This window comes from Candidatus Dependentiae bacterium (assembly GCA_035445995.1).
GTDB lineage: Bacteria > Babelota > Babeliae > Babelales > Vermiphilaceae > DAOMRS01.
On record DAOMRS010000001.1, the window covers coordinates 606,336 to 621,926 of the forward strand.

The following is a 15,591-nucleotide window of genomic DNA, read 5'->3' on the forward strand; positions in this document are numbered from 1 at the left end:
TAGAAGCTTAATAACAAAATTGTTATAAACACAATAAAATAACCCGATGTTATTCACCGGGTTATTTTTACACTGCAAAAATTTTTTATCTACATAATCACAAGGTGATTGTGTAATAAAAATTATTCGCCTGGATTAAGGTATTCGAATAGCAATGCTGCTACACCACCACCAACTAATGGCGCTAAAATATATACAAGGATATTGTTTATATCGCCAAATGGTGCACCTTTTACAAGATCATTTACTAAAACGCTACCAGTAACCGCTGGGTTAATTTTACCACCAAGCATAATTACTGCTGCAAAAGTAAGACCAACTACCAAGCCGTATACTGTGTTGCCTTTAAGTTTTTTGCTGAATACCAACTGTAATACAGCCCAAACAAATAGACCGGCAAGTATGATTTCCATCACAACTGCCATGCCAACACCACCCATAGCAACACCATCAACACCATATATGTTACCAGTTGCTGCTCCATATAACCAAAGCGCAAGTAATGCGCCAATGAGTTGGCTTACTACATATTTTATACCTTCAAAGATGTCCATTTTACCGCGAACTATATCTGCAGTAGTTACTGCCGGGTTATAGTGTGCGCCAGAAATATGTGCACCAAAGTATACCGCTGCCATAAGCACAAGACCTACTGCCATAGGATCACCACCAGCGATCGCTAATGTCAGTAATAAGGTACCAATTAACTCCATCAGATATTGCCTCATCGTATCTCCTTCTTTGCTATGAGAACAACATAGTTACTTCACTAATTTTGATACATAACACACCTGACTATTAATGCAAGTTTTTTGTCAAAAGTAGCCACTATTTTATTTCTATATGAAATTATATACCCCTTTTTACTAATTAATACGGTCATGTTATAGTAATTATAAACTGCACTTCAGCAGTTTTTTGTATCTATAAATGGAGGCATTCTTGTGAAACATACCAAATTAATACTATTAACGGTTATTGCTAGTATTTGCTCTACCGTACAAAGTAATCCTCGCACTATGCAATCATTTGCATATTATCAACAAAAAACGCGTGAATTTTTGACGAATCTTGGAGTCCGCAATGCGAACGCTGTAAAGATCGAACACTTACAAGGAAGCAACGATCTAGGACATGTAATATTCATCAATGGATCAATGAAAATTCGTTTAAATGAGCAAGCGTTTAGAAACGTTTCTGAAGAAGAACGTCTATTTACTTGCGCTCATGAAGCAGCACATTATGCACGCAATCATCCAAGAAGTAATCGCGCATCCCTTGTTATTGAACAAGAAGCCGATGAATATGCTGCACGTATGCTATGTGCCAATGGTTATAGATGGGTAGTACAAGAAATATGCAATTTCGCATACCAATTTGTACTATATGGACAAGGACATGTGCAACCAGGTAGCGGACATCCAAGTTATGCAGCACAGTATGCGTATTTTTCTCAAATTTTACAAGCAACTCCTACAACAACAACGACACAAAATACACCACAACAAAACAGAATACAACGCGCACAAAATCGTACACAAACACATCCAGCCCAGCAGGGACATACTCAATCTACCTATACTACTACAAGCAATTCTGGTGGATATAGTAATGCGCAGCCAACACATGCAGCCGATTATAAGTTTCGCATAAAAGATTTCAAAGAATATCTCTATCCTTTTGGGTGTGGTATTGCCATATACGTTGTATATCACCTGTACAAAAATATAGTAGCTTCACAACAACATAACGAAACAAATAAGAAAACAACCTCAAGACAAAAATTTTCACCATCTTGGTAATTATAATCAATATTTAGCAGTTTTTTGTATCTATAAATGGAGGCTTCTCGTGAAACATACCAAATTAATACTATTAACGGTTATTGCTAGTATTTGCTCTACCGTACAAAGTAATCCTCGCACTATGCAATCATTTGCATATTATCAACAAAAAACGCGTGAATTTTTAACACATCTGGGCGTAAATAATGCAAACGCCGTACAAGTGAAACGTCTACAAAGATCTAACAATAGTGTTTTAGGACATACGGCATTCAGCGGTACATTTAATCATCTAGGCATCATGGTCAGGGGATCAATGGAAATCTGTCTGAATGAACAAGCGTTTAGACACATTTCTGAAGGAATGCGCTTATTTACTTGTGCACATGAAGCAGCACATTATGCTCGTAACCACCCTATGACAGCAACTTTACAAGGTAACCGAGTACAAGTGATACGCCTGGAACAAGAAGCTGATGAATATGCTGCACGCATGTTATGTGCCAATGGTTATAGATGGGTTGTGCAAGAAGTATGCAACAATGCATATCAATTTGTAAGAAATGGCCAAGGGCATATACAGCCAGATCATGAACACCCAAGTTACAGCACAACATATGGCTATTTAACACAAATACTAAATGGCAATCCTGCAACTCCAATTATGGCACAAAATAACCCTTCATCACAACCACGAACAAATAAAACACAAAAATCTGCAAGAAATCGTACACAAGGGCATCCTATCCAGAAAAAACCCGCGCAACAAACTACTTATACTCCAGCTAGTGGGCCGAGTGGATACCGTAATCAACAGCATACACAAGCAACCCAACCGAATATTCACACTAATCATGCCTCAAGCATGACACACGACTGGCATATAAGCGATTTTAAAGAATATCTCTCTTATTTTGTAGTAGGCATTGCTATATATACCGGATATCATATATATAAAAATATAACAACTTCTACAACATTTAAATAAATAAGAAAGTAATATCCATGCTTAAGGTGAAATTTTTTACCCTTATTGTATTAATAAGCAATAACTTATATATGCAATCAATGGAAATGACTGAAGCAAACCAAATCAAAGGTGCTAGTTACTACACTATTCATATGCCATTGCATTGTGAACATCATAGATGTCCTGGATACTGGATACAAACAACTAATCATTGTGCGCATAGCGATCATCCAGAAATAAAACGAGCACAGGAAAAAATACAATGCACTATTAGTTATCATCAGCGCACTGGTGAAATTATCATAGTCGAAACATATGGCGCTAAAGATCAGTTGCCTTCTGATCAAGAATTAGTAAGTCGACTCGATTCCAATGCTCGTCCTATTGCTACATCTGCACTCATTCATCCAAATACTAGTGGTAGCATTGTCATATCATTTTTTGATGCAAGCTTTAATAGATTATGCATGCTCCCTTATGTTGATGATGCCGAACTAAACACACGCGCATCACAACATGTTGATATAAGTACGTTAGCACACCCCATACCATACATAAAAACACTTCCAGAATATGTAAGCTATATGGCAAAATATAATAAAAAATAAAATACCCCGCTTTTATGCGGGGTGTTTTTATTTACTTATTTCTAGCGCATCCTGGACCGCTTGAGGCAACTGAAAACTTGCTGTATGAATAGCTTGCGTGTAATACTTTAGTTTACCCAATCCCTCTATTCTTGACGGGTCTATTTGAGCAAATGGTGTAAAGTTTTTTGAACAGAATGAAAAACATATACTACCGCCCGGATAAGTCGGAACTAATGCATAATAATATGAAACGTATGGAAACACCTTTTTATTTTGATTATATAATTTTGCAATAAAAGCCTTGTCATAATACATTGATTCTGATTGCGTAACAGCAATGCCATTAATCGTTAATGCTTCACGCATATCAGTATAAAATTCTTCTCGGTAAAGCCCATCAGCTATACTAAAAAAATCAGTTGAATCAACTATAATCACATCAAAATAATCTTTTTTTGACTTTATATATGCAACACCATCTTGAACAATAACTTGAGCCCGCGGATCATCCATACCTTCAGTCAATTCAGGGAAATATTTCTTACTTATAGAAATCACTGCTTCATCAATTTCACACAATACAACTTCTTCAACAGATGCATGCTTAAGAACCTCTTTTAATGTTCCACCATCTCCACCACCTACAATTAATACTTTTTTTGGATTTGGATGAGTAAGCAACGGTACATGCGCAATCATCTCATGATATGCATAATTATCAAATTGCGTCAGCATGATAACCCCATCGTGAACTAGCATTTTACCCAATGATACCGTATCATAAACTTCTATATGTTGAAATTCGGATTGAAATGATTCAAGTTTGTTTTTAACTGATATGCTTGTACCAATCCCTTCAAATGCTGCATATGTTTCTTTAAATTCTTGAACATTATTCAGTGGAACAAATTTATTATCTTTACGATTCGTAATAATGGTATCAATTTCAGAGCCTTCATAAGCACGACGAATTTTTACCCCAATTACTTCTTCAGACTGAGCATCAAATCCCTTTTTTATCAGTTGCAATGCAGCATCATTATCTGTATGTGTTCCACAAGTGAAAATATCAATTGCACAATATCCAAATTCAGGCCATGTATGAATAGCAAAATGCGATTCTGCAACGATAACTGCACCACTCACCCCCTGAGGTGTAAATTGATGAAATTTATGTGCTACAATAGTTGCATGCGATGCAATAGCAGCATCCAGCATAACACGCTCTACATAAGCTCTATCGTTTATCTTAGACGCATTACAACCATATAAGCCTATTATATATTGTTGCCCCATCGGCAAATGCTGCACATCTTGAACAGAAGTATTTGTTTCATCTGTATATTGTTTTATATCTTCAGATATCAATGGATTAAATTGAAAGCATAAGTTATAAACAATAAATACAATAATAAATACACCATTGGTTAATTTTTTCACAGAAAATTACCTCTTTTTATATGAAAAATAATATTATTTTGAAATGCTGAAATGCTACAGCAATACAGCATTTTTTGCAAGAAATTTCCAACATATGGACAAAATAACCATGTTTTATTATGATATATTTGACTTATTTGTTATATTCAAAAGGTCCTAATTATGCCTCATCCTATTTTACAAGTTAAAAATTTAACAAAAACATATCACTCTCGTGGAAGAACGGTACACGCACTTAATGGTATATCTTTGTCTATAGAGCACGGTGAAATTTTTGGACTTTTAGGTGTCAATGGTGCTGGTAAAACTACCCTATCTTCCATTTTAGCTACATTACACCCACCAACATCCGGAACAATTTTATTTGATGGCGTATCTATTTACGATGATGTATTTGCTTATCGTAAAGCACTAGGTTTTTGTCCACAATACCAAAATTTAGATCCTTACCTAACCGTCCAAGATAACTTATTTTTTGCTGGCCGATATTTCCTGATGCCTGAACACGAAATTAAACCACGCGCACACGCTTTGATGGAAGAATTAGAAATCTCTCGGTATGCAGATTTTGATGTGCACGCGTTATCCGGTGGCAACAAACAACGTGTTCTTATTGCTCGTGCTTTGATGCACAATCCAAAAATCGTATTATTAGATGAACCTACTGTGGGACTTGATCCAGACATTCGCAAGAAGTTATGGGCTCAAATTAGAGATCTGAAAAAAAGAGGCATCACTGTTATTTTAACCACTCATTATCTTGATGAAGCAGAGGCATTATCTGATCGCGTATGTATTTTACACCAAGGCAAAGTACTCCTTATTGAAAAAGTAGGAGAACTCAAAGCTCGTCATCATATGGAAAAACTCGAAGATGTGTTTTTGCACCTGATGAAAGAACAACGAGAAAATCAGGAGTAAATCCATGGCGCACACTACCTCACATACTTGGCAACACAATGCACGAATTTTTTGGGCATTATTACGCCGTGATTTTAAAATGCTCAAAAATAAAATACGCAGTATGATTATTGACACATCTATTACAACTTTTATAGAAATTCTTACGTTTGGTTCATTTTTCCCATTACTTGGATTGCCACACGAAATGATAGCCCCACTGTATGTTGGTATTGCATTTGCTATATTAATTTTTTATCAAGGATACGTTTTCTCGGTGAATGTCTTAGATGAAATTCCACATTTTAGATCTACACGGATGGAATATCAGCTTATTTTACCACTACCAAAAACATGGTTATTTGCAGAATATATTCTCTATTTTATGATTGAAACGTTTATAATCACAACACCCGTAATTTGGGTTGGTGCTTGGGTTTTGTATGATGCTTTTGCTATTACAAAAATTACATGGCTAAATTGGCTATTATTTTTTGCCATTGACCTGGGTGTCTTAACTTTTTGCGGTATATTTTTTCTTGCTCTTGCATTTTTATTTGACTACTTTTGGTTCCGTGACAATATTTGGTCTCGATGTTTAAGTTGGTTCTTTAACCTAAGTGCAATATTTACTACCTGGTATTCAATCAAAAAAACTTCACCTATTTTTGCACAGATTTTTTTGATAAATCCATTTACGCATGCTACTGAAGCACTTCGCGCTGGACTTCTTGGGCAAGAAGGATATCTGCCCATCGGATGGTCTATGCTCACCTTATTGGTTTGCAGTATCATTGGTATAGCGGCTGCGCGTCATGGTATCCATAAACAACTTGATCCGGTGTGAGGGTAGTATGAAAACATTAGGACAAACATCACATATATTCGTGCACTTCCTACAGCGCGAACTATTTGTATACAGCAAGCAACTCAAGCGTTATATCACCAATTATGTGGTAATTTATCCATTTTTATATGCTATTGCATTTGCCTATATTCAATCACGCGCCTACTTTGGCCAACAAGATGTGAGTATGAGCACCCTATTATTTGCTGGTAATATTATTATTCCTTTAATGGGAACTGCGTTTCACATAACATTTGATGTTTTTTTTGATTTGCTTGGCAACAAGTTTATTACATATCAAACAACTATTCTACATCCACGACTCGTTATTTTGGCGCGAATATTATTTGCATGGATTCTTGTTTTTTGTTTAATGCTTCCTTTTTACCCATTGGGAAAACTGTTTCTTGGTAACTTTTTGGATACACATGCTACCAATTGGTTCTATGTAGCTATTATTTTGCTGGCAAGTAGTCTTATGTGCGTAAGTTATCATATGCTTGCAGCAGTTTATTTTACTCGTACTAGCCAAATTGAGCTTTTATGGGCACGTATAAATCTCCCTATGTTTACCTTGGGTGGTTTTTGGATTCCACGTACCATTATTTATGAATTTTCTCCTACTCTGGGCACTCTGCTTTACTTAAATCCTGCAATTTATGTAACCGAAGGTTTACGACAAGCTATAATCGGAGGCTCTCAATTCTTACCACTTTGGTTATGTCTGAGTGCGTTATTTGGATTTAGTATTGTTTTTATTCTCCTTACTTGGCATGCATTTAAAAAACGCATTGACCATATTTAAAAAAATTATTTATATACCTTTATATAATCTTTTAAACTTGCTCTGAAATTACAAGAAGGATTTTGTATGAATAGGTTATATATAAGTTTATTTTCTCTATTATTACACGCTTCAGCACATAGTATGGTTAAAGATCATGCATCAGAACTATTCTATAAAGAAAAAGTAGCTGAAATAGTAAACAAACCAATTACTACTCAATCATTTGAACCAATTATTAAAGAGCAAATTAAGCGAAGCTGCGCTCAATTAGTACTACAAGCAGAATCTAACAATCTTTACGTAGATCAAAACATCGTCAGTAATTATTATAAATCAGTACATCGCTGCCAAACTAATATCCTAGATGCTTCATTAGTCGCACGGTATGGTTTAGCTAAAATCTATGAAGATTTTGACATAGAAGAATCGCTTGCAAGTAGACATATTCTCAGTTTAGCAAATACGATATATAGCGATATCAGTAATAACCCTTCCTTACAAATCATGTTGACATATGCCCTTAAAGAACAACATAAAGGTACCTCCACCTGTGGCAACTCTACATGCCTGCCAAACAAGCTATGTCTAGCCTGTTCTGTTGATCTAGCTCCGGAAATTTGGTCAGACTATCACCTAGCCTACCGTGCGCACCTGCAAAAAAAATTAGAGGCAGATGGGTGCCCCTTACAATTTTCTGATAATATAAGGTGGTACCTATGGTCTAATAAAGACATAAATTGCATTACTTGGAGCCCTCTCATACAAGCTGCTACATTAGTTCTATTCTATAGTCACCAAATCGAACGAAATATAAGATTTGCCCAATAGGTTATTGGCGCATTAAAAACCTCGTGTTATACTGGTTTTACCGAGGTATCTTTTTCTAAAGGGCAATAATCATGGGAAAAATTCTACTTTTTTATAAATATGTACACATCCAATACCCAAAACAAATCCTTAAATGGCAAAAAAAGGTTTGCAAAGAACTAGGCTTAACAGGCCGAATCTTGCTTGGCCATGAGGGAATCAATGGAACCCTGGGTGGTACCGTAGAAAATACCGATAAATACAAGGAAATCATGAATGGCCATCCGTTATTTGATGGTATCGACTTTAAAGAAGCACACGGTGGCGCTGAGTACTTCCCACGATTATATGTCACAGTCCGCAATGAAATAGTTCATCTTGGTGTGGATCCTGAAAAAATTACTCCTGCTGATGGGGGCAAACATCTGACCCCAGATGAAGTACATGAACTTATTAAAAAGCACCCGGATAACTTAATTATTCTCGATACTCGTAATGATTATGAATGGCGTATTGGTAGATTCGAATCTCCAAACACCAAAACCATATTGCCAGACATTCAAAATTTCCGTGAACTACCACAATATCTAGATGAACACTTGAATGAATTTAAAGACAAAGAAGTGTTAATGTATTGCACCGGTGGTATCCGCTGTGAACGTGCTACAAGTTACCTTAAATCAAAACATGTTGCTAAAGAAGTATATCAAATCAAAGGTGGTATACAGCGCTATACAGAAAAATATCCTGATGGGTTTTTTCGAGGTAAAAACTATGTATTTGATGGCCGCGTAGCAGACAAAATAAACGATGATATTTTAACAACTTGTGACATATGCAATATAGCATACGATGAATATACTAATTGCGTAAATACAAAATGCAATAAACATTATATAGCCTGTGATCCATGCATTAAAACATTAAAAAACTGTTGCAGCACTACTTGCTATGATTTGGTTGATAAAAAAGAAGTCACTATCCGTACAAAACCACTTAAAGTACAAATCGGCACTTCGTGCACTTTTTAGATAATCATGCACATTATTAATCAACCACCACCTCCAATACAACCATTTATTCAAACCAATATTCCTTTAGCAGATAAAAATTGGTTCAGAACAGGCGGTATTGCCCGGTATTATTGCGAACCAACTAATGATCAAGAATTTCAAATAGCGCTTGCCTATGCACAAGATAATAACTTACAAGTTTTTGTATTGGGGCAAGGGGCAAATATTTTAATAAGTGATGATGGATTTGACGGGTTAGTTATCCGTCCGCAATTAAAGAAAATATACATAAGTACTCAACAAACTAATGCACCCTATGTTTTGGTGAACGCCCAAGCGGGTGTAACTATGCATGAACTGATTGAGTATTGTCTAGAACATAATATTATTGGCTTGGAAGAATTCAGTGGCATCCCAAGCACTATCGGCGGTGCAGTATTTATCAACCTACATTATTTTCAATTTCTACTTGATCAATTTTTAGCTGGCGCTCAAATCATAAACAAACAAACAGGTGCTACTGCAGCAGTGTTACCCGATTGGTTCAACTTTGGATATGATCAATCTCAACTACATGCGCAAGACTATTACTTAGTAAATGCAACCTTCATGCTCAAAAAAGCAACTGACATAGAAACCGCTTATGCAAAGGGACGACGTATTGAAATTATACGGCATCGCGCACAACGTTATCCACAAACACACACATGTGGAAGTTTTTTCAGAAACTTTCACGAACATGAAGTAACATTGGTTAGTAATAATAAAAAAATGATCTATGTTGCCTATTATTTGGACAAAATTGGTATCAAAGGAGCTCTACAGATAGGTGGTGCTACTGTTTCATACCAACATGCTAATATGATTGTTAATCAAGGTAATGCAACAAGCAATGATATTGTCCAACTCGCACGAACCATGCAACAAAAAGTATATGATTCTTTTGGAATCATACCTCAACCGGAATGTCAACTTATAGGATTTAAAGAATGGCCTCTACTACAATAAAACATCTGTTATGTATTCTACTTTCATATTCATGCTTAGTACACGGTATGAAGCGTACCCATGATGATAACTCTTGGTACGAAGACTCGTATCCATCATACGTAGAAACCGTTTGGGATTTGCTGGAAGAAGAGATACCACTTGATAAATTACCTGATGATGAAACTATTTCTTCAATTACTCGTAGCACTGCGCATGAATCATCATCAGACGTATCCCCTGACTATGACGCAGACAAATATAATACAGTCATAATACATATACCTATACCATCTGAGTTTTTAAGTTTCATATGCGGTAGATGTTATGCAGCATTTAACCAAGAAAACAAACTGACAGAACATCTGCAAACCCATAAAAAAAAAGATCGTTTAGCTGATTATGTACAAGTTATATGTAGCCATTGCTCTGGTACATTTCAGGCAAAAAAATTTGAAAAACATATAATAAAACACACAAAATTTACTAACTGCTTGCATGTCATATGCAATACATGCCAGCAAACATACCAATTAACTGAATTTAAAAAACATCACACCAAACCAGCTCGACCCCGCAAAGGACGTTGGCACGTAATAACCGCTATGCAAGCTGCTTCAAAAAAACAACATTTTAATAATGGAACCACTGCTCACCATGAATATCAAACTATATGTGCTCAGTATGCTCATCAACGTATTAACTTTTTCTAACAGTTACAGTATGGAAACTGTGCTATCGGTATTAGGCAAAGTGTATAACCATACATATAATAGGCCAAAGCAACAACAATCTACTAAATTACCTCGCATTATTTATGTTTGCCATACATGTTCAAGCCGTTTTTTTGAGGTAACAAATTTTGAAAAACACATAACTTTATACCATAGTAACAATAGATTAACGCTCAATACTGCTGAATTAATATATTATGATGAATGAACTCATATTTATTTTACACGCTATTTTTATTAGTTTGACTGCACTGGGAGCTCTCTATTTGGGACAAGCAGCACTCGTTGCATTTGTGTGCTTACAATGTGTGCTGGCCAACCTGTTTGTTATTAAACAAATTACCTTGTTTGGGTTTACCGCTACCAGCTCTGATGCTTTTACTATAGGTTCAGTAATTGGCTTAAATTTATTGCAAGAATATTATGGGCGCCCTATTACCCGCAAAGCTATTTGGATCAATTTTTTTTTATTGGTATTTTATGCGGTAGTTTCACAAATCCATTTGGCTTATATTCCTCATATAGATGACACCATGCATCAATATTTTGTTCCCATATTGGGCTTCATGCCACGTATAGTAATCGCCTCGTTCACGGTCTATTTAATTTCTCAAACTGCAGACTATATGCTGTATGGAATGCTAAAGCGTACTCTGCAAAACCGGTTACTCATTATTCGCAACTATGCATCTATCATAATCACCCAGCTACTTGATACCGTTTTATTCACCTTTCTAGGGCTTTATGGCATCATCGGCAATTTGTGGGAAGTCGTGATAATCAGCTACTCCATAAAACTGCTAGCTATCATAGTTGCTACACCATTTGTAGGGTTATCTAAAAAAATTCATGAACTTGGAAAATAACACGTTTGCTTTACCAAAAGAATATATTAAATTCCACGCAATATGTTATTATAAATAAAAAGTAAACTATTAAGTTATATAAAGAATCATGAATACAAGCAAGCCATTCAAGTTTGAACTTATCCATCAATCCAAAAAGTCACGAGCCCGCGTAGGGCGTATCCATACGCCACATGGCATAATTGATACACCTAATTTTGTGGCCGTTGGCACCAATGCTACCCTCAAGGCAATTGATACTACTTTGGCAGATACCATTGGCCTCCAGCTCATGTTTTGCAATACCTATCACCTCATGCTGCAACCAGGTAGCCAAACGGTTAAACAAGCCGGTGGCCTCCATAAATTCATGAACCGTTCTATGCCACTTATTACCGATTCGGGTGGGTTCCAGGTCTTCAGCCTCATGTATGGAGGTGTTCATAGTGAACTCAAAAGTAGCGGCCAGAAGAAACATGACAATTCCGTGCTCAAGGTCTCTGAAGAAGGGGTCGTATTCAGGTCATATCGCAACGGAGACAAAATTTTACTCACTCCCGAGACGTCTGTGCAAGCTCAGAAAGATTTGGGCGCAGACATTATAATTCCGCTCGATGAACTGCCACCCTATCACATCCGTGACAAAAAATTACTCGAATCATTACACAGGACCCATCGCTGGGAAAAAAGATCACTCGATGCTCACTTAGCCAATCCCAATAACCAGGCAATGTATGCGGTGGTACATGGCGGCATCGATAAGGATTTACGTTCACTCAGCTGTCGATATTTGAGCGCATTGCCATTTAATGGTTATGCCATTGGTGGCAGCTTGGGCAAAACGCGTGAAGAAATGATCAACATGCTAACTTCCACTATGCCTCAATTGCCAGAAGATAAACCAAGTCACTTGCTAGGTATTGGTGATACTTCTTCACTCGCCCAATGTATTGGCCTTGGTATTGATACGTTCGATAGCTCTCACCCAACCAAATGTGCTCGCCATGGACTTCTATTCACGTTCAATGGCAACATTAAAGTTGGTCACACGAGTAATAAAGAAAATTTTAATCCTATTGACCCAACCTGCACATGCTACACATGTCAGAACTACACACTTGCCTACTTGCACCACTTGCACAAAGCAAAAGAACAAGCAGGGCACACCCTTGCATCGATCCACAATTTGCATTTCATGGTCCAATTGATGGCACAATATCGACAGCTTATTCTTGACAATAAACTCTAAAAATCATCTTTTTTATTTTTTACTTTAATTTTTTTGCAGAATTACTTCATACTAAATATCAAAGGGTTAGGGGTAGTAATGAAGCGCTATCTGGTATGGTGTACGCTGAGTACATTAGTTTTTTTATGTACCGGACAACAACCACGTAGTTTAAAAAAAATTGCCACTCAAACAATTGTTCGCCACATAACTTATTATTCGGCAGAACAATTGCAGAGACTCCCTATCGATCTTATTGAAAGCCTATTGCAAGATCCCAATGTTAGTCTTTATTGTCCATATCTTACCATACCAACACTCGCATCCCGATCAGTTGGCCATCCAATATTAATAAATAAAACTGGCAAAATTTATACATTCAAGAATGGTAACTACATTATTTTGCGTGACTTGAATGACCGCCGTTGGTTGCCCGGCAATTACGATAACCACAATCATTTTTTTATACAAATTAAAACAAAAGATGGCATTACTATTGCATCGTTAGGGCAACACAATATATCGCCCATCACCTCTTTGTGCATGCATACTGACGAAACAAAATGCGCTATTGGACGTAAAAATGGCTCTATTAGTTTATTCGACCTGCAAAATTATACTCAGCACGCAGAATTCCCATTACTCGATACGTATGTTAAAGCCATGATTTATAGTGGCAATCAACTTATAGCATATAATAAATATGATCAAACATATGTTGTTGATACAAAAGCATTATATAGGCGTGCATGGCTACCCGATGCATCTTTATCATATATTTGGCAAATGGATACATTTAATACCCCCCAAAATTTTCATATAATCTGGTTAAAACAACTCATGCCACGCATTAATGCACCATTTCTTATGCACTATTTCTTCGATCAACATTTCACTGCTGATAAGATATATTTGTTACTACACTATGCAGCACTTAAAAAAGCTATAACTATACTCATCAAAAGAAATCATTCTACTTTTATACCATCCCTCATTGATAATTTTGCTATACTGTTATTCAATAATAATATTTCATCAGCAGCAGTGAATGATCTTATATCACAACTAAAATCCAACATTATTTTGTAACCTAACAAACCATATATAAAATATTACGAAAAACTTGAGCTATTACTATGAAAACTATTTCATCTCGCCAAAATTCAATAATTAAACATATTACCCAATTACATTTGACAAAATACCGTACGGCGCATCGAGAATTCATAGCAGAAGGATTGCGTGTGTGCAGCACATTGATTAAAGCAGGACAAGAACTTAAAAATTTATTGGTCACTACATCTATGCTAACAGATGCTCAAAAATTAGTATCAGATGATCATATCACGCAAGTAACTGATGAAGTAATGACAAAAATAAGCACTACAAAAAGCCCCAGTGGTATACTTGGCGTATTTGTTATGCCAACTACACCACCGCTCAATCAATTAGGATCCGGAGCCGTACTAGCTCACATAACTGATCCAGGCAACATGGGAACTTTAATTCGTACCTCTGCTGCAATGGGGAAAAAAACAGTAGTCGTCATAGAAGGAGTTGATCCATGGAGTCCAAAAGTTATACATGCAAGTGCCGGAACCATTGGACTGGTACACATTTTTCAAATGAGTTGGAATCAATTAATTCAACACAAAAAAAATTTATCTTTATGTGCTCTTGTCGTATCTAATGGCCAACCACCTGCTGAGGTTGACCTCAAAAACACCTTATTAGTAATCGGTAATGAAGCACATGGCATTCCCGAGGACTGGGTACAACAATGCGACATACGCCTTACTCTACCAATGCCCGGCAAGACCGAAAGTTTAAACGCTGCCGTTGCTGGTTCCATTGCCCTTTATCTCGCGTTTGCCCCATAGATTCTGCAAGCTGTCTGAATACCTGTCTGACGTGCGGATTCATCAATTCTGGCATGCCATTTGATATTCGCCGTTGCTGAGTAGTAATTTTTATACCGTACTCTGCGGGTATAGGCTGATTTTGATCTTTTTTCCACGCATAATAACGAGTATATAACTTAGCTCCTCCAATAAAAGTGGCACTTACCGTTATCACTAATCCCAAAATTATTTGCATATTATTATGTTTAACTTCAAACAAAAACCCGTGCTCATCCTTTTTATTACCAATAATGTGATGTGTAATAACATCCAGCGGAGTAATAGACGATTCCTCAGAATCTTCATCAGTCGTATATGAATCGGTACTTTCATACGCACTCTGAGTAGATTCCAAGATATAAGCACATAATTCGCTACTCCCCATAAAAATAGTGGGGAAAAAATGCTTCAAATCATCTCTCATTGTTGTATCTCTTTCATATAATCCTTGAATACTGTCTTTAAGAGACATTGCAACAGAGTGCTGATCAAACGCACTTAAAGATGTGATATGTTGTTGTACAATATTTTCTACTTCTATTAGGTTACCGGTATCCAATGCAGATCGTAAATCATCCAGAAATCTGTTGTTTTTTTCCATACTGGATATAGGAAAAAACAACAAAATTGACAAATAATTGATATAATATAATTTCTTCATGCAAAATCCCCCTTACGCTTTATATTAAAACAATCGTGCTACAACTTGCTAGCCCTTACGTAAGAAACTTGCTGAATAAAAAAAATATTTTTAGACT

17 protein-coding genes are annotated in these 15,591 nt (G+C 36.4%); 14 read left to right on the forward strand and 3 right to left on the reverse strand.

Annotated features, from left to right (window positions below):
- Positions 1-122 precede the first annotated feature (122 nt).
- Positions 123-728 (reverse strand): aquaporin, encoded by a 606-nt coding sequence (locus PK943_02895; GenBank protein ID HRN78160.1) that lies wholly within the window; start codon positions 726-728, stop codon positions 123-125.
- 216 nt (positions 729-944) lie between these two features.
- On the opposite strand from PK943_02895, the gene PK943_02900 reads away from it, so the two are divergent.
- The 3 genes from PK943_02900 to PK943_02910 are packed head-to-tail and all read left to right on the forward strand — an operon-like array spanning position 945 to position 3,362.
- Positions 945-1,802 carry a hypothetical protein gene (locus PK943_02900; protein ID HRN78161.1) on the forward strand — a complete coding sequence of 286 codons (858 nt, stop codon included), beginning with the start codon at positions 945-947 and terminating at the stop codon, positions 1,800-1,802.
- Positions 1,803-1,851: 49 nt separating this feature from the next.
- A complete protein-coding gene (locus PK943_02905) occupies positions 1,852-2,772 on the forward strand; it encodes a hypothetical protein (protein ID HRN78162.1) in 921 nt (306 codons plus the stop codon).
- Between the two features lie 17 nt (positions 2,773-2,789).
- A complete protein-coding gene (locus tag PK943_02910; protein HRN78163.1) occupies positions 2,790-3,362 on the forward strand; it encodes a hypothetical protein in 573 nt (190 codons plus the stop codon).
- A 27-nt stretch (positions 3,363-3,389) separates the two neighbouring features.
- Here PK943_02910 and speE read toward each other — a convergent pair whose 3' ends face one another.
- Complete coding sequence (gene speE, locus PK943_02915) at positions 3,390-4,784, reverse strand: polyamine aminopropyltransferase (GenBank protein ID HRN78164.1); 1,395 nt, start codon at positions 4,782-4,784, stop codon at positions 3,390-3,392.
- A gap of 162 nt (positions 4,785-4,946) precedes the next feature.
- Here speE and PK943_02920 point away from each other — a divergent pair, with 162 nt between their 5' ends.
- The 11 genes from PK943_02920 to PK943_02970 all read left to right on the forward strand — a co-directional run bounded on the left by PK943_02920 (position 4,947) and on the right by PK943_02970 (position 14,812).
- The gene (locus tag PK943_02920; GenBank protein ID HRN78165.1) at positions 4,947-5,705 is read left to right on the forward strand and encodes an ABC transporter ATP-binding protein; all 759 of its coding nucleotides are present in this window, start codon (positions 4,947-4,949) and stop codon (positions 5,703-5,705) included.
- A 4-nt stretch (positions 5,706-5,709) separates the two neighbouring features.
- Entirely contained in the window at positions 5,710-6,531 is an 822-nt protein-coding gene (locus PK943_02925) for a hypothetical protein (GenBank protein HRN78166.1), read from the forward strand.
- 7 nt (positions 6,532-6,538) lie between these two features.
- Positions 6,539-7,336, forward strand: a complete 798-nt coding sequence (locus PK943_02930; protein HRN78167.1) for an ABC transporter permease — start codon at positions 6,539-6,541, stop codon at positions 7,334-7,336.
- A gap of 66 nt (positions 7,337-7,402) precedes the next feature.
- Positions 7,403-8,146, forward strand: a complete 744-nt coding sequence (locus tag PK943_02935) for a hypothetical protein (GenBank protein HRN78168.1) — start codon at positions 7,403-7,405, stop codon at positions 8,144-8,146.
- 71 nt (positions 8,147-8,217) lie between these two features.
- Complete coding sequence (locus tag PK943_02940) at positions 8,218-9,156, forward strand: rhodanese-related sulfurtransferase (protein HRN78169.1); 939 nt, start codon at positions 8,218-8,220, stop codon at positions 9,154-9,156.
- Between the two features lie 6 nt (positions 9,157-9,162).
- Complete coding sequence (gene murB, locus PK943_02945; GenBank protein HRN78170.1) at positions 9,163-10,146, forward strand: UDP-N-acetylmuramate dehydrogenase; 984 nt, start codon at positions 9,163-9,165, stop codon at positions 10,144-10,146.
- 47 nt (positions 10,147-10,193) lie between these two features.
- Positions 10,194-10,838, forward strand: a complete 645-nt coding sequence (locus tag PK943_02950) for a hypothetical protein (protein HRN78171.1) — start codon at positions 10,194-10,196, stop codon at positions 10,836-10,838.
- A gap of 218 nt (positions 10,839-11,056) precedes the next feature.
- Entirely contained in the window at positions 11,057-11,725 is a 669-nt protein-coding gene (locus PK943_02955) for a queuosine precursor transporter (protein HRN78172.1), read from the forward strand.
- A gap of 88 nt (positions 11,726-11,813) precedes the next feature.
- The gene (tgt, locus tag PK943_02960; GenBank protein HRN78173.1) at positions 11,814-12,953 is read left to right on the forward strand and encodes a tRNA guanosine(34) transglycosylase Tgt; all 1,140 of its coding nucleotides are present in this window, start codon (positions 11,814-11,816) and stop codon (positions 12,951-12,953) included.
- A 78-nt stretch (positions 12,954-13,031) separates the two neighbouring features.
- Positions 13,032-14,021: a hypothetical protein gene (locus PK943_02965; GenBank protein HRN78174.1), complete on the forward strand. Its 990-nt coding sequence runs from the start codon at positions 13,032-13,034 to the stop codon at positions 14,019-14,021.
- Positions 14,022-14,068: 47 nt separating this feature from the next.
- The gene (locus PK943_02970) at positions 14,069-14,812 is read left to right on the forward strand and encodes an RNA methyltransferase (protein HRN78175.1); all 744 of its coding nucleotides are present in this window, start codon (positions 14,069-14,071) and stop codon (positions 14,810-14,812) included.
- Here PK943_02970 and PK943_02975 read toward each other — a convergent pair.
- Complete coding sequence (locus PK943_02975; GenBank protein ID HRN78176.1) at positions 14,727-15,494, reverse strand: hypothetical protein; 768 nt, start codon at positions 15,492-15,494, stop codon at positions 14,727-14,729. The two genes, PK943_02970 and PK943_02975, sit on opposite strands and share 86 nt — an antisense overlap.
- Between the last annotated feature and the right edge of the window lie 97 nt (positions 15,495-15,591).